This window comes from Bacteroidia bacterium, from assembly GCA_041391665.1.
Lineage (GTDB): Bacteria > Bacteroidota > Bacteroidia > J057 > J057 > JAGQVA01.
Genome location: JAWKNO010000003.1, coordinates 1,586,288 through 1,605,711 on the forward strand (window position 1 = coordinate 1,586,288; position 19,424 = coordinate 1,605,711).

Genomic DNA, 19,424 nt, shown 5'->3' on the forward strand with positions numbered 1-19,424 from the left:
TGCCAACCCACAAAATTCTCCCATGCGTTATACTTTTACCTTTCTCTCCCTCTTATTTCTCCTCAACAACCTGTTTTCCCAAACCGGAACGCTGAAAGGTTCGGTTACAGACGAATCGACCGGAGAACCACTCGCAGGAACGACAGTATTTATTATCGGTACCTATTCCGGAACTTATACGGATGCAGGAGGCAATTTTGAATTAAAAGGAATCAAACCCGGTGATTACTCGGTAAAGTTTTCTTATGTGGGGTATGCCGAAAAAATCTATAACGGAGTGAATATCGCCGCTAGCGGGAGTACAACGCTGGTAGTTTCCATGAATTCTTCCATCACAACGCTGGGAGAAGTAGAAATTGTAGGCCAGAAAACGCTGATCGATCTGGAGTCGGGAAAATCCAGTGTAAAAATTGGGCAGGAAGAAATCGCAGAGATGAGTGTGAAAAATGTGCAGGAAATCGCAGCACTTCAGGTAGGGGTAAATCTTTCACCAGACGGAATTCAGATCAGGGGAGGGCGTATCTATGAAACCGAATATCTGGTCGATGGGATTAACGCCCAGGATCCGCTGGCGGGTACGGGTTTTGGGGTAGATGTAGGCGCAGGAGCCGTCAACAACGTCGAAGTTATTACCGGTGGCACAGACGCCGAATTTGGAAATGGCAGTTCGGGCGTTATCCTTACCCGAATCAGAGAAGGAGGCAAACGATGGCGGGCGACAGGTACCTATCGCAGAGATAATCTCGGTTTTCGCGTAAACCAAGGCCCCAGCTGGAATACAGATGAAGGCGAGTTGTCCATAGGAGGACCGATTATTAAAGACAAACTCAGCTTTTTCACCAGCGGAAGTTTTTATATGTCCGACGATTACTTCCGGGCAGTCGCAACCCAACTGCATTCTTCTTTGTTTACCAATGACTCACTGTGGGCACCCCGCCAGGACAATCGCTGGTCGCATACCCTGAAACTCGCATGGACCATTCGTCCCGGACTCAAAATCACCCTTACCAATCAGCATAGCCTGAATATAAACCAAAGCACCCGCTCTCTTCAGATTGTCGGAAATGATGCGGTGGTTACACCCGGTTTTCAGTTCCCATTTAGTCTCAATATGGATAATGCGAACACCTATACCCACAGTTCCAATCTGTCGGTTGTCAATGTTCGCGCACTTCTTACCCCACAATGGACGCTCGATGCTTCAGCCGGAAGACTGTTTACCAGCCTGAGAGTAGATGCCAATGGCCTGCCTTTCCGTACCCAAACCGTAGATCAACTATATGATCCCTCCTCCATTGTTACAGATCCGGTGGCAGTATTTAACCCGGAAGGAGATGTCGTGTATGTATTCCCTGGTCCGGGCCTTATCAACAATGGCGGTATTGCAACCCGTTGGCATGATCACTATGTAGAGGAATATACACTTAAGACCAAATTCACCTTTGAATCAAAAGATAAAGTCCATTACCTCAGTCTGGGGCAAGAGCATAAAGAACAGCAGTACCAGTGGATTGATGTTGAAAGACCCTGGGTAGGCGCACCTATCAAAATCAATGATACACTGACAACCCCTTCAACGAGTCTGGGCAGTACGAGCGACTACTGGAATGCCCGCCCGGCTACAGGAGGTTTTTATGTTTCCGACGAAATCCAGTACAAAGGGATTATCGCGAATATCGGCATGCGCCTCAATTATTGGGCACCCGGTACATTTGTGGATGACGCTGTCGAAAATCCTTCTGCACCCGTATTGGACGCGATCAGGGAGTCGTATAAGGAACAAACTTTCGGACTGGCCGGAAGGAGATGGAAGGCAAGGTTGCTGCCCCGTCTCCGGGTATCTTTTCCAGTAACGGAAAATAATGTGCTGTACTTCAACTACAGCCATGCTATGCGATTGCCTCACCCACGATTTGTCTATGCCGGTCTCGATCCTGTGTTTCAGGATCGCTCCTTCCTTTCCAATCTTGGCAACCCCAACTTAAATCCGGAGGTAACGGTTTCTTATGAAGTCGGGCTGAAATCACAGCTTACCAAAGACCTCGCCCTCACGGCGACGGCATTTTATAATGACAAATTTGACTATATCGTAAGTCGCAGAGTGGAAGTTCGGGACCAGACCGGCCGGTTTGTAGAAAAAACCTTTTATATCAACCAGGACTACGCCCGAATCCGAGGGCTGGAGCTTGGCCTTACCCGGCGTATTGGCAAATGGCTGACCACCAGCCTTACAGGCTCATATCAGATTGCCACAGGGAAGTCCAACACCGCCGCAGAATCTGCCCTTCAGATCAAAGCCCAGGGATTTGTAAATACGACGAAAGAGCAATTTCTCGCATGGGACAGGCCGTTTGACATAAAGTTTCTGGCGATTCTGAAACCCGATGAATCCGTTGTTATCGGTCGTATACCCCTTGAGGGATTCCGGCTGATGGTTACCTCAACTTATAAATCGGGATTGCGATACACCCCCAATATCCTGTGGCGTATCAATGATGATTCCGGAAGACCGGAGTATATTCCTGTGGTAAACCAGCCATTTGCGAAGGTAGGCAGTCCGTGGTTTTGGACCAATATGAAGTTAACACGAGATTTCCACTTTGGTAAAAATGCATATCTCGCGCTCAATTTTGAAGTAGAGAATATCACCAATTTCAAATCAGCGGCAATTGTCAATGGGGTAACCGGTAAAGGATACGAGTATGGCGATCCGCTTCCGCTTAGTTTTCGGGATCCGATATATCCCGATCCGCAGGATCGCGGTCTTCCGCCGGAGAATCCGGCGAGGTATCTCACCCCGAGACATATCTGGTTTGGCGCAGAATTTGGGTTTTGATCTCATAATTTCATTATCTTTGATATTATGAAGCTCATCGAGATTTCTATTAAGAATTTCAAATCGTTACGAGATGTTACTTTTCATCCTCGCAATTTTTCAATTCTTATAGGACCAAACGGGGCGGGAAAATCAAATTTTGCAAATTCGCTTCGATTTTTGTCAGAGACTTACCGGCTTGGGCTTGTTGATAGCGTAAAACGTTTTGGTGGGTTTGAAAATATAATTAACAGAAGGAGAGAAACGGGTACGCCACTTGAGTTTACTATTAAAGTCGCATTTAACTGGGGAGGTTTTGCATCATCTGATGAATTGAAAACAGAAAGTAGACAAGTTGTTTTCTCTCATTCATTCGCTATTAATTCAGATCACAAGAATTCGGGGTTTGGGGTTGAATCTGAAACTCTTTCAATCAAAATTTGCAACTCAGAATCAGGTCAGATAACAGATAAAGATGAACTGGTACAGATATTTGAATTGAAAAGAGATCGCGACGGAAATATTATCGCCAATGGGAATCGTCAATTGCTTTTTGATTATCGTGAAGTTTTCCCAGGCTTACGTTTTTCACTTGATACAAGTGTAACAAACCAAAACCTTATTCCCAAATCTTCCCTCGCCATTCACGATCCATTGATTGGAAATTCAGTGCTGAGAAAGATTAGAGATTCGTTGTCATACTTTGGTATATACAGTTTTAGCCGGCTGACGGATCTGGAAGAAACGCTTCCGTCTCTCGTAAAAAATACAAACCCTGATGTCTGGCAGGAAATACTTTTTACGATGCAAGAAATTTGCCCGGGATTGAGTGATATAGTCGTTAAATCCACCGAGGAAAGAAGGGAAATTTTGCATTTTCTGGAAGAAGGTTTGAACGAACCATTGATTGCATCCGATATGTCGGATGGAACTATTCTCGCACTTGCCAGCCTTTGTTCAGCTGGAGGGGCTTCATCAGATGGTTGGTCTGGGCTATTTCTACTGGAAGAACTGGAAAACTCATTGCATCCATGGGCATTACGGTTAGTCCTGGATAGAATAAGGCATTTTGCCAGCAAAGAAAAAACAGTTATCATTACGACTCACTCACCTCTTCTTATTGACAGAGTTCGCCCAGAGGAAGTATTTACTATCTCAAAAATGAAAGGGGAAACAAGGATCAATTCCCTCGTGGAAATTGTTCCAGATTTACAAGATGGTTGGGAATCTGGTGATTTTAAAACTTCCGATTATCTTGACTCTGGATTAATTCCTCAGGCCGTTCCGGGAATCACAGTATGAAAATAGGTATTATTTTAGATGGAAGTGCAGAGACAAAGGCCATGAATTTGATTCTGCCAAAAATTCCAATCAAATCATCGATTCAGATTTTACCGTCATTATATGCTGATATTCAGCCCAAAGCCTCTCCTGGGCAAATTGGTAAATCCATTGAATCACGCGTTAATATCTGCATAAAAAAAGGTGCCAGCCAGATTATTGTACTGATTGATAGAGAGGATAGGGAAGAATGCCCGGGAGAATGGGCGAAAACTCTTGAAAATAATTTCCGAAAAAAATATTCATCAATTCCCATATTTGTAGTAATCAAAAACCGAAAATTTGAAAACTGGTTGATGGCTGCTATCAGTGCATTTAATGATTTGCCTAAAAGGTTTGAACTTTCTCAATCATTTATCCGAAAAATTGAACCTAATAAGGCAGATAGTATAACAGATGCTGAAGCTGAAATACACAAAGTTGTAAAAGGTAATCGAGTGAGAAAAAGTATCTGGGGGCAGGAGATTGCGGCAAAATGTGATCCTGATGAAATGGGTCGCAATTCCAGATCTTTCCGGCGTTTCCTAAGGTTGTTACAACATCCCGATTATATGACTCAAAGTAAAGATCCAGTCAACCCTTGATCCTTACCAGGTTGCAACTTATATATCGTGTATTTCCCCAGTGTCTCCTTTTCATAGGAATCGAATATACCGGGAAAACGCGCCTGCATATTGGGAAAATAATCTTTGGGATCGACAATAAATTCGGGCAAATGAGAATTAAAATTCTGGAAAATATTGCGTTCAGGCTCGTCTGATGACATTAGCTGTTTTAATGGCCGTTGCTCAAATACGGCAAATTTGTAATAAGCAATCCGAAAGTCTGTGTATTTACCGGTATATGAAAGATGATCTGCCATAAGGATTTCGGGGCGATATTCCATCAGCCATACTCCATTGGTGATTTTTTTATCCTTAAAATATACAAGTAAAGGATCTGTCCCTTTCAGGATGCTTTCTGTTCCGCCATGCATCAGCCAGTTGTCTTTTCCCGGATGAAATATTTCAGGTGTTTTTTCCCATACCAATCCAAAATAATTAAGATACTGAAACACCGGAATCAGCAAAGACAACGTCAAAATGATCAGCCGGAATTTATATCCCCACCGGAAATCCGTAATCTTGGAAGCGTAAAAAGTCAATGGCGGTACCAGTAAAATAAAGTCTGAAAGGTCCAGTCGCCTGAATTTAAAAACCAGCACTAACAATACCCCTACCAGCCAGACAGCCATAGTAAGTTCCAGTGATCGTATCTTTGTGATGTAGCTGTAAAAACGAACCCGGTAGTGGAAAAATCCAATACTCGCTATCATCAGCAAAAACCCCCACGTAAATAGCCAGGATAAAAAAGCCTCCCCACTCTGATATTGGTAAATAGTCTGATCCATTTTTCCGACCCGGTCAAAATAGTACAAAACACCCACATCCCAGAATGCAGCCAGCGATTGATTGAAGAATAAAATCAGGAGAACACCCCCCAATATGGCAAACATTCCACCAAACAAAGAAAGGAACTCATCTGCCTGTGGTTTCTTGAGAAAAATATAGGCAACCAACATTCCCCCCAGAATGAAAGCCGCTTTATAAGTCACCAGGATACAAAACATCATCCACGCACCAGACACAAACATCAGCCCATAATTGTTACGCCGGTCTTCACCGACCTGATTAAAAGCATAAAAAGCCAGTGTTACCGGAAGAAGGATAAACAGCGAACTGCTCAGCTGCTGTGCATACCACGGTGCCGATACCATCAACACAAAAAGAATAGCAGGCAGGCCTGCTGCATATTGACGGAAAGGCTTATTTTCGGCTACCATTCCATTAAATACAACAGCTGTAAAATATATGTACAGACAAGTGAAAATCCGGACTGCAAATAAGGCATTTGCGCCAAACAGGAAATAGAATAGGCTATACACCCAGACCATTACCGGTGGCCCGGCAAACCAGGCATCCAGATAGAGATGTTTATCTCCCGCAATCTGCTCCGCCAAAAGTATATATTGAGACTCTTCTGTAAGAAAATATGATGCATGAAAGACCGGCAGACGCAGTATTACCACAAGCACCAGCAGAAAACCATGGACTGGAAGGGGAATATTTGTCAGTAACCGAAGCAAATTGGTTGAAATGGTTTAATTTTGACGGTGAAACAACTGCCTGCAAATTACAGCTAAATTAATATTTTCACTGTGAAGCCGGAAAAACTCTTTGATCAGATTCAAAAAAAACGATCCTATCTTTGTATAGGGCTCGATACGGAGGTAAAAAAAATCCCTGCCTCCCTCCAGGGTGAAAAAGACCCGGTATTTGCCTTTAACCGCATGATCATCGAAGCGACCAGCGAATTTGCGGTTGCCTATAAGCCCAATATTGCATTTTATGAAGCATTGGGCGCAAAAGGCTGGGATAGCCTGGCCCGTACGCTGGAAGTTATTCCCAAAGATATTTTTGTCATCGCCGACGCAAAAAGAGGAGATATCGGAAATACCTCCCGGTTGTATGCCCAGACTTTTTTTGAAACTTTTGCTTTTGACGCAGTAACAGTGGCGCCCTATATGGGCCTCGATTCAGTAACCCCTTTCCTCGAATTTGAGGATAAATGGGTATTTCTGCTTGCCCTGACGTCAAATTCCGGTGCACAGGATTTTCAGTATCACACAGAATCAGGTTTACCCCTTTATCAGAAAGTACTGAGTAAAGGAACCGAATGGGAAAAACAATACCCCGGTCATCTGGGTTTTGTAGTAGGAGCCACACGGGCAGAAGCCCTGGAGCGCGTACGCCAGATTGCACCCGAATCATTTCTGCTTGTACCGGGAGTAGGTGCGCAGGGCGGTGATTTGAAGACTGTCTGCCAGCATGGGCGGACTTCCCTGGGTGGATTGTTGATCAACAGCAGCCGGGGTATTATTTACGCAGGGTCTGGAGAAGATTTTGCAGAAAAAGCAGGCGCCGCAGCCCGCGAGCTGCAACAGGAAATGGCTGCATTTGTAGAAGGGTAAACTATTCGAACAGCCCTTTCACAAAATAGGAACGTTCTTCCCGAAACTTGTCGAAGACAAAGTGCTGAACGGTAAGCAATTCGTCATTTCCCTCTACCCATCCAAAATAGTTGTTGGGATTTTCTTCACGCTCAAACAGATAGACCGTGCGGTTTTCTCCGGAAAAATATTGGAGGGAAAAAGTGACGGAGGGTGTTTTTCCCTGTAAATCTTCAAACTTTCCGGGATAAGTATCGCCCGCAAAACTTTCTGCATAAACCTTTCGGGTGAAATTTGATAGATATTTTTCCAGATTGTCGGGGTTTAATGGAGACTCGTTTCCCAAAAGTCGCCACTCGCTGCCAATCGCTTCGCGCGACAACTGAACGGTTTTTGAAGGATCAGGATAAGTCAGCGATATCCTTTGGATTTTATCAATATGACCGTCAAATAAAAGATTCTCCCTCCAGATGGTCCGGTCAAGCGTAAAATGAGTATTAATAAATCCCTGAAGCCCGGGCATTTCAACGATATAGGGATATCTGGCATTTTTAAGTTTCATCAGGGTTCCGCGGCTTCCTTTGGCCTCCGTACCCAGGAGGTACGATTTGATAAGACCATCCTGGTCATATATTTCCACCCGGGTATGGGTAAGTTCAAGAATGTGTTCTGCTGTATTAATCCCCTCATCAATCAATTTTTCCTTTACATGAATGAGGTGCATCGTCTTGAGCAGATAGTTGATACGCGGTTGAAAAACCGGATATTTTTTGTCCAATTGCCAGGTACCATTGGGCAGTCTGTCGAGAATAATCCGCTCAATATCTTCGCCATTGATCACCTTGGTCATTGCAATAGTTTTGACAGCACTTGTATCGTCAATAGCAAAAGCTATGTCTTTGGGATTGAGAGAGGATTCATTTCTGTCAAAAACAAACAGATAGTAGCACACCATGGCTACCGCCAATACGCCAATCAGGATGTAAGTTCTTTTCATTTGTCAAAATTAATCAATCCTTATCCAAATCTTTCCTACGCGATAAGAAAAAGAATCTGTTTTACGAAGTTGATCTTAAGTTCTGGCATACTCAATATCAAAAGTTCGGGCTGATAACACAGGAAAATGCCTGTCCCCCGGCAAGGAGGACAGGCATTCCCATCTTCTCGTACAGTCAGCGACTGTACGGTGTATATGGCCTTCTACGCCTGAGAAATCTCTATTTCCCGACTGGGCCGACGTATTGCTTCCGGAAGTTTCGGCAGGTTGATGCTCAGGATCCCTTCAGAATAACGGGCAGTGATATTGTCCTGATCTATAGTTTTGGGAAGGGTAAACGAACGCTCAAATTTTGCGTAATTAAACTCCCTTTGGGTGTAATTGCCGGTATTGTCCGTTTGCTCAGTTTCTGCGGCTGCACTGATTTTGAGCGTATTTTCATGTACATTCAAGTGAAAATCCTCACGCTTCAATCCGGGTGCAGCCAGTTCAATCGTGAAGTTTTCTTTTTGTTCGATCACATTCACCTTTGGTACAGAGGCAAACTGATTTGCAGCAGCAAACCGAGCCATATCGCGGGTGATAAAGTCATCGAAAAAGTTGCCAAACCTAACAACGGGACGGTGGTGAAATCTAACTACTGACATAATATTTCGCTTTTTTTGTTTTGTTATTTTTTGCTTTTGGAGGTAATGTAACAAGGTAAATGCCACTGGCCTTTTAGTGCCAAAATGGCATTAACAACAAGGCGGAACATGCCATAATGGCGTAATTTTTATACATCCTTCGTCATCTTTGTCATTTGACCTGCATTTTTCCTCACAATCAACCCCTTATTCTATGCGTACACTTCGTAAGTCCCTTCTCATTGCTGGTTTAATTTTCATTGTTTTTGTAAATCTTCATGCCCAGCGCAGGTTTAGTATAGCTGCGGGAACCGGCACTGCTTATTACTATGGTGACCTGACGGATAATTTTACCAACAGCTTTTTCCGCCCGGCATTACAGATTTCGGGGAGTGCATATTTATTGCCTGTGTTTAGTCTTCGGCTGGGAGTTTCGTATGGCCTGGTAGGGGCTTCAGACGCACAGGCGAGCAGCGAAACCCGCAGACTTCGCAATTTACATTTTAGAAGTCCGGTAGGAGAAGTGAGTCTGACCGGCGTGTATGAATTTATCCCTGACCGCAATTTTGGTGTTTCCTGGCGCAATCAACTGCATTTCAGCCCATATATTTTTGGAGGAATTGCGGTTTTCGGATTTGACCCCAGGGCCGAATATGAAGGAGAATGGGTCAGGCTCCGTCCATTGGGAACAGAGGGTCAGTATATAGGAGATAATGGCAAACGACCTTATTCCTTTGCACAAGCGGCAATCCCATTTGGCGGGGGAGTCAGTCTGCGGGTGAGTGATTTTATCGGCATCAGCCTGGAGGCTGGCTATCGCATTACCTTTACAGACTATCTCGACGATGTGAGTACGATGTATCCCGAACCTGATGCGTTGATTGCATCTGGCGGGGCACTGGCAGCAGCACTTTCCAACCGCACGGGCGGGCCACTTCCGGCAAATTCGATCAGAGGCAATCCGGGCGTAAAAGACAGCTATGTGTTCACCACCTTTTCAGTCGTATATTATCTTGAACGGAATCGGTAAGAGGAATTAAATACAAAAGGGAAAGGAACTGAAAATTACCCACTGGCGATTTGCCTGTCAGAAATTTTCGTTTCCCTTCCCCGATCACTTGAGAAATTTTGGTTACTGCCTGTTTATTTTCCCTGGGCAGCCTCGTACCGAAGTACAAGAGAAAGCTGATAGCAATCTTTCAGGGCATCATAATCTGACTTTGGCAGAGGCTCTTCGGTATAAGAAGTAGCTCCTACAAAGCGGACTTTGATATCATCAACGCTTGCGCTTTTTGCGATGGTTTCAAAAATCTTGTTGTCGCGGTAATTGGTGTAATAGTTTACTTCATACACATTGCCATCGGGCGTGTTGCCAACGCGGTGTTCGGTTTCATTTTTGAGATCCAGTTTCTCGGAAGAGATTTTTTGATCACCAAAAGACACCATCACATAGTTGTGTTTGATTCCTTTATTTCCGTAGAAATTGCTGCAAAGGTAGTAGTAACCCGTTTTGGCCACATCCGCAGTAAGGGTCCGGCGCTTGGGCCAGCTTTTGTTCCAATGATTGTGGTAGTAATAACCAGCGGCTTCGTCAAAGGAGAATTTAGCTTTCAGCGCGTTGATATCCGCTTCTGTAAAAGTCATGCCACCTTTATTTTCTGTTTGGGCAGGGGTTTCTGATTCAGTTGTCGTCGTTTCGTCTGTAGCCTTTTCAGAAGAGCCACCACCACAGGAAGAGAGCAACAAAACCACACTGACTGCGGGAATCATTGCAAGAAGTCCCATTCTATGGGAAATTGCTTTAATGGTAGTTGTAAGTTTCATATAATTAAGCTTGATATGCATTGATCCGTAAATATATGGAAAGAATTGAAATCAACGAACATATGGAAGAATCACAACCTTTCCGTTTCAAAAAATTTGACATATATCAGGATCGCTGTGCCATGAAAGTGGGTACAGATGGGGTATTGCTGGGAGCCTGGGCAGAAACTTCAGGAAAACAGCATGTTTTGGATATTGGTTCAGGGACAGGTTTACTCGCGCTTATGATCGCACAACGAAACCCTTTCGCTATTATTGATGCATTGGAGGTCGATGAATCGGCATTTATTCAGTCTCGCCAAAACTTCCTGCGAAGCCCCTGGCCGGAGCGAATTTCTGCCTGGCACCTGCCTGTACAGGATTTTCAGCCACCGCATTTATTTGATATGATCATCTGCAATCCGCCATTTTATTTACATAGCCCGGCTATGCCTGACTCTCCCCGGAAATTGGCGAGGCTGGCGCATACACTCAATCCTGAAGAGTTACTGGATTGTTCCCAAAGGCTATTGAAGGATGAAGGTTTGCTCCAATTGGTTCTGCCTCACAGGGAGGGACAAAACTTTGTGAATATCGCACAGAAGAAAGGCTGGATTCTACACAGACGTACGCTGGTCAGAACAAAACCGCAGAAAACTATTTCACGTCACCTGATTGCGCTTACCCGGACTGCCCAGGTTTCAGATAACAATAAGGAGAATGAATTGGTTATACAATATGAAGGCACCCATACTTACACGGAAGCTTTTCGAAAAATACTACAGGAGTTTTACGTAATATTTGATTAAATTTCAATTAAAAATCTCCCAAAATCCCTGAATATGAAACACAGCGACGTTTTTCTTTCTTCAAAAACACCTGTAATCATTGGTATACTCAGGGGGTTTGAATCTGAAGCAATTGAAAATATTGCTACCTGTTACTCCCGTGCAGGTTTCTCCTTTCTGGAGATTACCCTCAATAGTCCGGGTGCGCTGGAAACGATTGCTGGTCTGGGAAAAACATCGGGGCTGACCATTGGTGCAGGTACGGTATGCAATACTGATGATCTGGAGCAGGCGCTGGCTGCCGGGGCACAATTTATCGTAAGCCCTGTACTCGATGAAGCCGTAATCAGCGAATGCGTAAATCTGGGGGTACCTGTATTTCCCGGCGCTTTTACCCCTACCGAAATTTACCGGGCATGGGCACTCGGTGCGACAATGGTGAAAGTATTTCCGGCAGGCGTGCTGGGGCCGGGATATATCAAAGAAGTGCTTGCACCGCTACAGCAGATTGCACTTCTGCCTACTGGGGGAATTAATCTCACCAATATGGAAGCGTTTATCCGTGCAGGCGCCCGTGGGTTTGGTATGGGCAGTCATTTATTTCCCAAAAACCTGATTGAAGCAAAAAACTGGGATGCCCTATACGAATATATGTTAGTTTTTAAAGAAAATGGATATGCACTTTCCTCCAAAAGCATCGACTAGTTTTCTTTTTCTTTGTAACTTTAACCAATACAACAACAAAACCGACCCTCAAATTAATGCTTAATCACCAGGAGTCATACATCACATTTGAGAGCGAAGCGGGTTTTCGTACGTTATTTGAGTACGCTACCGTTGGGATTATCGTTGTTGACCATAAGGGTCGAATTGTCATTGTCAACCCATATACAGAAAACCTTTTTGGTTATAAAAATACCGAGTTGGCGGGCAATTCCATCGAGATCCTAATCCCGCACGCCGTTCGGAATCAGCACTTCTCTCATCGGGAAAAGTACCTTCATACTCCCCGCAACCGCCAGATGGGTTCCGGCCTGGATCTGCATGCGCTGAAGAAAGATGGATCAGTCATGCCAGTTGAAATCAGTCTGAGCCATTATCAATCAGCGGGGCAGACCTTTGTTGTCGCTTTTATCAATGACATTACAGAGCGCAAAAAAGCGCGGGAAATGGACAAAAAATATGCGGCAGAACTGGAAGATGAAGTAAAAACCAGAACCGCCGATCTTGTAGACTCCCTTGAGCGGGAAAAGCACCTCAATGAAATGAAGTCCCGGTTTGTTTCTCTGGCTTCCCATGAGTTCAGAACGCCCTTAAGTACGATCCTGACTTCCATTTCACTGGCCGATAAATATGCAGATGCAGGAGAAATAGAAAAACATAAAAAGCATGTGGAAAGAATCAAGTCTTCTGTTCACATGCTGACTCATATTCTCAACGATTTTCTCTCTCTTGAACGGCTCAACCAGGGGAAAGTATCTTCTACACCTGAAACTTTCTTTGTTGACCACTTCCTGAAAGAAACTATGGAGGAAATAGAAGTATTGCTAAAGCCAGGCCAAAAACTGGAGGTAACCGCCCCCGCACATACAGAAGTACTTTTAAATAAAAAACTGCTAAAAAACATTATTATCAACCTCACCTCCAATGCGGTAAAATATACGCCTGAGGGGAAAAATATCTCTGTACACTGTAGTCTGAATGAAAACCTCGTTTGCTGGAAAATCGAAGACGAAGGGATCGGAATTCCTGAGTGCGATCACGAAAGACTATTCAGCATGTTTTTCCGGGCAGGAAATGTAGGGTCGATTAAAGGCACTGGTCTCGGGCTCAACATTGTCAAAAAATATGTAGATCTGATGCAGGGAGAAATCACATTTACCAGTGAGGAAGGCAAAGGTACCCGATTTATCGTTACCCTCCCCCAAATACAAGGCCTTCCGGAATCCCCTGAAGAAGAAGAATTGATTTAATTCATAATTTCAAATGACATAACTCATTTCCCAGAAAAGAAATTGAATGTTTTTTTGGGTTATGAAAAAGATATGGCTTCTTGCTGAAGGTGAGTTGTGTGAGAATATATATGAAATCCTACAACTTGAAGGATTCGACCCATGGATTGTGTCGAAAAAAGAAGCTGTTGAACTAAATTATAATCACGGGCAACCAAGAATGATTATCTGCGAGACCGGATATGTAAAAGCTCATGGGCAATTATTTTCCAGTCCGGGAGAAAAAATTTGCCCGCTGATCATTCTCAGCCCCGATGGCGAACAACCATCCAGCCAGATCCATGCAGATCTCTGTCTCCCTATGCCATTTTCGGAAGAAATTCTGCTGAATGCAGTAAAGTACTATTTTGATCATCCGCTCATTTCTCACAATTTCACATGATCCTTTCTGCCAGTTCGCAACCAATGGTAATGAATAAAGTCCCAACACTTACCCTTGTATTGGACGCATTGCATTTTGCTGCCGGAGTTCATCAGTTTCAAAGAAGAAATGGCTATGAGCCGCTCCCATATATCAACCACCTGATTAAAGTCACCCGTATTATCCAATCAGTCGCGGAGGAGACCGACGATGATCTGCTTGCGGCTGCCGCCCTCCACGATGTCATCGAAGATTCTGAAATAACCGCAAATGACCTAACCCAAAGGTTTGGCCAGAGAGTCGCAGATATCGTCTCCGAACTTACCGACGATATGCAGCTTCCCTACGAATTGCGCAGACAAAAACAGCTAAACGGTGCTGCGTATCTGTCCCCTGAAGCAAAAAAAATACGTATCGCTGACAAAGGCGCAAACATTGAGGACATTATCTCGTTTCCTCTTGATTGGGACACCAATCGCAAACGCGATTATGTCGAATGGTCTGTAAAAATTGTAGATCGGATCAGGGGAATTTCTCCTGTCCTTGAAAAATGGTTTGATGAGCGGGTTGAAAAAGCCCGCAAAGTGTTAGGATAAATCCCTACTCCAAGCTCTCAGGTTTTTCCGGGTAATATGCGAACCAATACAGAAAAAATACGGCGTATGATCGCCAAACTGGACGAGATGATAACCTCAGCCAGAGAAATGGAAAACCAGTACAAAACCGTACTGTCAAAAATCCATCCCAGGTACCTGAAAGGTGCGCGCAACCTCCTCCACTACCGATCGCTGCGGGAACATGATATCCGTTCGCTTCAGCGACAATTGGGCAACCTGGGACTTTCGCGCCTTGCCCGGGCAGAAAACCATGTCATGACCAGCCTGCTCACTACCCGGAGCATTTTGCGCGGATTTCTCAAATCCAAACAGCTCAAGCTGAAACGCTCCGGACTTTCCATCAAAGAAGGCCGCAAACTGGTCAATGCCAATGCCCGCGCCCTCCTTGGGCACAGCAGTACCGGTCGCCGCACCCGAATCATGGTGACACAGCCCACAGAGGCCGCCGCCAACCCCCGGCTCGTCGCCGAAATGATGGCCGCTGGTATGAATACGGTCCGTATCAATTGTGCACACGACGGCCCCGAAATATGGGAGAAACTCATACATAATGCCCGAAAGGCAGCCGCCAAAGCACGAAGGCAGATCAAAGTTACTATGGATCTCGGCGGCCCCAAAATCCGGACCGGAGCAATTGCACCCGGCCCGCAGGTGATGCGCTTGCGCACACAAAAAAACAACCTCGGACAGGTTATTCAGCCTGCACTGGTATGGCTGTCTCCCAACACTACCCCAGACCCCTCTCTCATTCATCTCCCACTGCCCAAAGCCTGGGTAGAAAACCTTAAACCCGGAAATAAACTCCAATTTTCCGATACAAGAGGAAAAAAACGCACGCTTACTGTCACTCACAAACTTCCCGGCGGGGTAATCGCCTCATGCCAAAAAAATGCATACGTGATGACCGGTTTGGAAATCAGCATTTCCAATCACCCTGAAACAGAGCCCGCAGCTATTGGTTATCTCCCTGCTTTGGAGCAGACGCTGGTTTTGGTTCCGGGAGACAAACTCATCCTTCATGCCACACCAGAACCAGGAGAAAATGCCCTGCTCGACGAAGCCGGAAAAACTATTCAGCCTGCACATATTTCGTGTACTTCAACGGAGGTTTTCAGCAGCGTGAATATAGGAGAGAAAATCCTGTTTGACGACGGGAAAATCAGTGGGGTAATACGCAAAACCTATCCTGACCGGATGGAGATTGAAATTACCGCAGCCAGCGAGGGCAAGGCCCGTTTGGCCGCTGACAAAGGCATCAATTTACCCGACAGCCAACTCAGCATACGAGGACTCACCACCAAAGACAAAGAAGATCTGGCATTTGTTGCGGCACATGCCGACGTGGTCAATATGTCGTTTGTCAACAGTCCTGAAGATGTGGAAGATCTGTTGGAAGAATTGCGAAAGCTGGATGCTTTTGGGAAGTTGGGGATAATCATGAAAATAGAAACCCAGCAGGCATTTACCAATCTGATGGACATATTGCTGGCAGGCATGCAGACCTATCCTGTAGGAGTAATGATTGCCCGTGGAGATCTGGCGATTGAGACTGGCTGGGACAATATGGGCTATATTCAGGAGGAAATCTTCTGGATGTGTCAGGCTGCACATTTGCCCGATATATGGGCAACACAGGTGCTGGAAAGTCTGGCGAAAAAAGGCCTGCCTTCCCGCGCAGAGATTTCCGATGCGACCATGGCCCAACGGGCAGAGTGTGTCATGCTCAACAAGGGCCCGTACATCGTCAATGCCATTCGCCTGTTGGACACAATTCTCCGAAATATGGATGAATACCAGGAGAAAAAGACAGCCTACACACCGCCAATGGCGGGTTTTCCGAAAATGTGATATCGCTCCCGTTGTGCTCCGGTATCCCTTTTTATCGTTTGTAAAAAATATAATCGGTCACAATCGGCTCTATCCCCTTTTGCCTTAAGTCAGAGATAATCTGCCCCCTGTGGTGGGTGGTATGATTGACAACGTGAAACAGAATTTCCTGAATAGAATTTTCAAATTCACCGCCTTGTGAAGTTCGGTATTTTAAATGGGCTCCCAGGTCAAAGTCAGACAAGATGGTGAGTGTATCGACCAAATTTCCAGCGTCAAGTTCCCCGATTTTTTCGAGCGGATGTACATCGCGAACGCCCAGCGAGGCAGTTTTGAGTATCCGGGAGTTCCATATCTGATGGGCATTGATCACGTGAGAAAAAAGCGGAATGGTTCTTTCACTGATCCTGTCACTATTTTCCATCAACAGTTCGACCAGTTTTTGATTGAAGTGATTGTGGTATTCGAATATGTCTTTAAAGAATGCTTTCATAGGATCAAGTATTGATTTTTTTCATTTACAGATGCTGTATCCGGCTAATCAAATGCCTTTCAAATCAATTTGAATCGCGGCACCTTTCAACCCTTCTGCACTCGCAGCAAGTGATATAATTCCACTTCCTTTTTCTATTGGCCGAATAATCGCCAGACATTTGCCATGCCAGGATTTTTTATGCGGCTGCTGAAAGCTCGACATATCGATCGGACTGCCACTGCCAACGCCTGCAATTTCTCCTTTGCCACTGATACTAAAATCAACAACTATCTCATTGGCGTTGGGAACAATATTCCCGTTTTCATCTATGATTTCAGCCATCACATACGAGAGGTCATTTCTATCGGCTTTGATACTGGCACGGTCGGCCACCAGTCTTATGGCAGCAGGTTTTCCAACTGTTTGAATCGTATCCGCGCCGGTTTCCATGCCGTTGTCATAACAGCGGGCGATCAAAATGCCTGGCGCAAATGGCACCTCAAAAGTTGCTGTAATGGAAGTCTCTCCATCGACCGATTGCTCACCGATAACTTTGCCATTTAGTTCGAGTTTTACCAGAGTGCTGCGGGTATAAACATGAACCTGCATAGTTTCCCCCTCATGTCCCTCCCAATTCCAGCATTTTAATTCTTCCGGCCAACCCCATGGACTCACATTCTCCTTCATTCCTGCGGGTACAGGCTCATGCACCATCATTTCAATGTTACTTTTTCGCCATACGACCAACTGATGATAGTACCGCGATTTTCTATTCCCAATCAGATCGATATCCCCCTGAAAATCATTAAATATGGGCCATGAGTCTCTGGAAAAAAACATACCCAAAGCCCCCATTCCACTTTCGGTTGAAGGAACATCCGGAACTACTCTGGACAAACCCACACCTGCTTCACCCAGGTAATCCATGGCTACCCAGGCAAAATTGCCAATTACATACGGGTAGTCCTCCACAGCTTTCCAGTTTACGAGCGAATATAGCGGCATAAATTCGGTAGCAACCATCACCCGCTCCGGATACTTTTCGTGGTCTTCGACATAATTCTCGAACATATAATTGTATCCGACCACGTCAAGGAGTGCATGGTGGGGAGCTGATTCGTGCCACTTGCTTGGCAGACCTCTTTTTGCAGCAAAATCATTAAAACCTTCTGTTACAGGCCGGGTATTGTCGAGGTTGCGGATCGCCCCTGTCAAATTACGGGCTATTCGCAACCCTGCCGTATCAAGTGCCTCGCGTATTTCGTTACCTATGCTCCACATAATTACCGAAGGGTGATTCCGGTCGCGGACTACCATTAGTTCCAGGTCTTTTTGCCACCATTGTTTAAAATCTTTGGAATAATCTTCGGGCGAAACCTTTGGGTTTTCCCAGTTATCAAAAATTTCATCGATTACCAGAATACCCAACCTATCGCATACATCAAGCAAATAGGGCGAGGGAGGATTATGACTGCATCGAATTGCGTTGAATCCCGCATTTTTTAATAGTTCTATTTTCCGCTCTTCCGCCCTGTCTATAGCTTTTGCACCCAGAGGACCGTTGTCGTGGTGGATACAGCCACCGATCAGCTCCATGGGTTTACCATTCAGCAGAAACCCTTTTGACGCACTAAAATCAATCGAACGAATGCCAAACTTGGTATCCTGAACATCTGATAGATTATCGTTTTGAAATACGGTTACCCTTGCGGTATAAAGATTCGGGGCATCAACCGACCAGAGCCTTGGATTAGCAACGACAACATTCTGCTCAATAATTTTTTTTTCTCCAGATTGAATATTGGCAGTAGTTTCAGAAGAGGCTACGGCATTTCCCTGGTTATCCATAATTTGCACATTCAGCTTTACTGCTGCTGTTTCAGGGCCTGAATTAACAACCGTTGAAATGATGCTGACATCAGTCGATTGGTCATTGGCTGAAGGTGTTTTGACAAATACCCCCCATGGCACAATATGAGTGGTATTTACAAGCGTAAGCCATGTGTGGCGATATATACCTGAGCCGGAGTACCAGCGGGAATTACTTCCCTCGTTTTTTACCTGTACGGCAACCACATTGGGTTGCCCGGCCGGATTTAGGTATGAGGTAATGTCGTAATAAAAAGAAGTATAGCCATAGGGGTGATTGCCAACATGTCTGCCATTGATCCACACATCCGAATTCATGAATATGCCATCAAATTGAAGATAGGCAATTTTTTTATTGTCGTCCTCGCCTATGGTAAAGGTTTTCCTATACCAGGCCGTTCCCCCTATCGTATAGGCTGTTCTCATTTTGCCAACAGAAGACTTTGAAAAAGGACCCATTACACTGTCAGACTGATTGGGCAGATCTTCAATGCTCCAATCGTGCGGAAGATCCAATAACCGCCAATTGGAGTCGTCAAAAGAAGGGAGTGCAGCTTCTTCAGGAGCATCTTTGGCAAAATGCCAGTTATCATCAAACGACAACGTGTGACTTTCTTCCGGAGCCTTCGGCACACTACATGAAAAATTAATAGCTACTGAAGGGATGACGAATAACAGTATGAGGTAATTTTTTATGGCCATGGCTTGATTTTTTACTGTTTAAATCAGTTCATAATATAATGTAACAATCCTTCTGGCCATAAATAATATCCATCAGAAAATTCGCGGGCACCATTAGCTACAACTCCACAACGAAATCTACACCAGTTCATGCCTCGATAACCCCAAACGAATTCCCCGGATTTGAGATAATTGATCACTTCTTCTTTTTCCTCCTGAGTCC

At 44.9% G+C, this 19,424-nt stretch carries 17 protein-coding genes; 11 read left to right on the plus strand and 6 right to left on the minus strand.

The annotated features are described in order from the left end of the window. Window positions 1–22: 22 nt before the first annotated feature. From R3D00_29195 to R3D00_29205, 3 genes are read left to right on the plus strand one after another with little or no spacing between them, the layout of a single operon-like run. Window positions 23–2,836 (plus strand): TonB-dependent receptor, encoded by a 2,814-nt coding sequence (locus R3D00_29195; GenBank protein ID MEZ4777288.1) that lies wholly within the window; start codon window positions 23–25, stop codon window positions 2,834–2,836. A gap of 27 nt (window positions 2,837–2,863) precedes the next feature. Then, the gene (locus tag R3D00_29200) at window positions 2,864–4,117 is read left to right on the plus strand and encodes an AAA family ATPase (protein ID MEZ4777289.1); all 1,254 of its coding nucleotides are present in this window, start codon (window positions 2,864–2,866) and stop codon (window positions 4,115–4,117) included. Then, the gene (locus R3D00_29205) at window positions 4,114–4,740 is read left to right on the plus strand and encodes a DUF4276 family protein (protein MEZ4777290.1); all 627 of its coding nucleotides are present in this window, start codon (window positions 4,114–4,116) and stop codon (window positions 4,738–4,740) included. Before R3D00_29200 ends, R3D00_29205 begins: the two co-directional genes overlap by 4 nt. Here the strand turns inward: R3D00_29205 and R3D00_29210 are convergent. Then, on the minus strand, window positions 4,713–6,281 hold the full coding sequence (locus tag R3D00_29210) for a hypothetical protein (protein ID MEZ4777291.1): 1,569 nt from the start codon (window positions 6,279–6,281) through the stop codon (window positions 4,713–4,715). The two genes, R3D00_29205 and R3D00_29210, sit on opposite strands and share 28 nt — an antisense overlap. Window positions 6,282–6,353: 72 nt before the next feature. Between R3D00_29210 and pyrF the strand changes: the two genes are divergently transcribed. Continuing rightward, a complete protein-coding gene (gene pyrF, locus R3D00_29215; GenBank protein MEZ4777292.1) occupies window positions 6,354–7,166 on the plus strand; it encodes an orotidine-5'-phosphate decarboxylase in 813 nt (270 codons plus the stop codon). 1 nt (window position 7,167) lies between these two features. Here pyrF and R3D00_29220 read toward each other — a convergent pair whose 3' ends face one another. Beyond that, a complete protein-coding gene (locus R3D00_29220) occupies window positions 7,168–8,142 on the minus strand; it encodes a hypothetical protein (GenBank protein ID MEZ4777293.1) in 975 nt (324 codons plus the stop codon). Between the two features lie 203 nt (window positions 8,143–8,345). Then, window positions 8,346–8,789, minus strand: coding sequence for an Hsp20/alpha crystallin family protein (locus tag R3D00_29225; protein MEZ4777294.1), 444 nt, complete (start codon window positions 8,787–8,789; stop codon window positions 8,346–8,348). 193 nt (window positions 8,790–8,982) lie between these two features. Between R3D00_29225 and R3D00_29230 the strand changes: the two genes are divergently transcribed. Beyond that, a complete protein-coding gene (locus tag R3D00_29230; protein MEZ4777295.1) occupies window positions 8,983–9,798 on the plus strand; it encodes a DUF6089 family protein in 816 nt (271 codons plus the stop codon). A gap of 113 nt (window positions 9,799–9,911) precedes the next feature. Here R3D00_29230 and R3D00_29235 read toward each other — a convergent pair whose 3' ends face one another. Further along, entirely contained in the window at window positions 9,912–10,592 is a 681-nt protein-coding gene (locus R3D00_29235; protein MEZ4777296.1) for a hypothetical protein, read from the minus strand. Window positions 10,593–10,627: 35 nt separating this feature from the next. On the opposite strand from R3D00_29235, the gene R3D00_29240 reads away from it, so the two are divergent. The 6 genes from R3D00_29240 to R3D00_29265 all read left to right on the plus strand — a co-directional run bounded on the left by R3D00_29240 (window position 10,628) and on the right by R3D00_29265 (window position 16,197). Beyond that, window positions 10,628–11,380, plus strand: a complete 753-nt coding sequence (locus R3D00_29240; GenBank protein ID MEZ4777297.1) for a methyltransferase — start codon at window positions 10,628–10,630, stop codon at window positions 11,378–11,380. 33 nt (window positions 11,381–11,413) lie between these two features. Continuing rightward, window positions 11,414–12,064 (plus strand): bifunctional 4-hydroxy-2-oxoglutarate aldolase/2-dehydro-3-deoxy-phosphogluconate aldolase, encoded by a 651-nt coding sequence (locus tag R3D00_29245; protein ID MEZ4777298.1) that lies wholly within the window; start codon window positions 11,414–11,416, stop codon window positions 12,062–12,064. A 56-nt stretch (window positions 12,065–12,120) separates the two neighbouring features. Further along, window positions 12,121–13,332 (plus strand): PAS domain-containing sensor histidine kinase, encoded by a 1,212-nt coding sequence (locus R3D00_29250; protein ID MEZ4777299.1) that lies wholly within the window; start codon window positions 12,121–12,123, stop codon window positions 13,330–13,332. Between the two features lie 61 nt (window positions 13,333–13,393). Next, the gene (locus tag R3D00_29255) at window positions 13,394–13,753 is read left to right on the plus strand and encodes a hypothetical protein (GenBank protein ID MEZ4777300.1); all 360 of its coding nucleotides are present in this window, start codon (window positions 13,394–13,396) and stop codon (window positions 13,751–13,753) included. Window positions 13,754–13,782: 29 nt separating this feature from the next. Beyond that, window positions 13,783–14,328: an HD domain-containing protein gene (locus tag R3D00_29260; protein MEZ4777301.1), complete on the plus strand. Its 546-nt coding sequence runs from the start codon at window positions 13,783–13,785 to the stop codon at window positions 14,326–14,328. A 36-nt stretch (window positions 14,329–14,364) separates the two neighbouring features. Beyond that, a complete protein-coding gene (locus R3D00_29265; protein MEZ4777302.1) occupies window positions 14,365–16,197 on the plus strand; it encodes a pyruvate kinase in 1,833 nt (610 codons plus the stop codon). A 31-nt stretch (window positions 16,198–16,228) separates the two neighbouring features. On the opposite strand, the gene R3D00_29270 is transcribed toward R3D00_29265, so the two are convergent. Both R3D00_29270 and R3D00_29275 read right to left on the minus strand, forming a co-directional pair. Next, entirely contained in the window at window positions 16,229–16,669 is a 441-nt protein-coding gene (locus tag R3D00_29270; protein MEZ4777303.1) for a DinB family protein, read from the minus strand. 48 nt (window positions 16,670–16,717) lie between these two features. Next, the gene (locus R3D00_29275; protein ID MEZ4777304.1) at window positions 16,718–19,222 is read right to left on the minus strand and encodes a glycoside hydrolase family 2 TIM barrel-domain containing protein; all 2,505 of its coding nucleotides are present in this window, start codon (window positions 19,220–19,222) and stop codon (window positions 16,718–16,720) included. Window positions 19,223–19,424 lie beyond the last annotated feature (202 nt).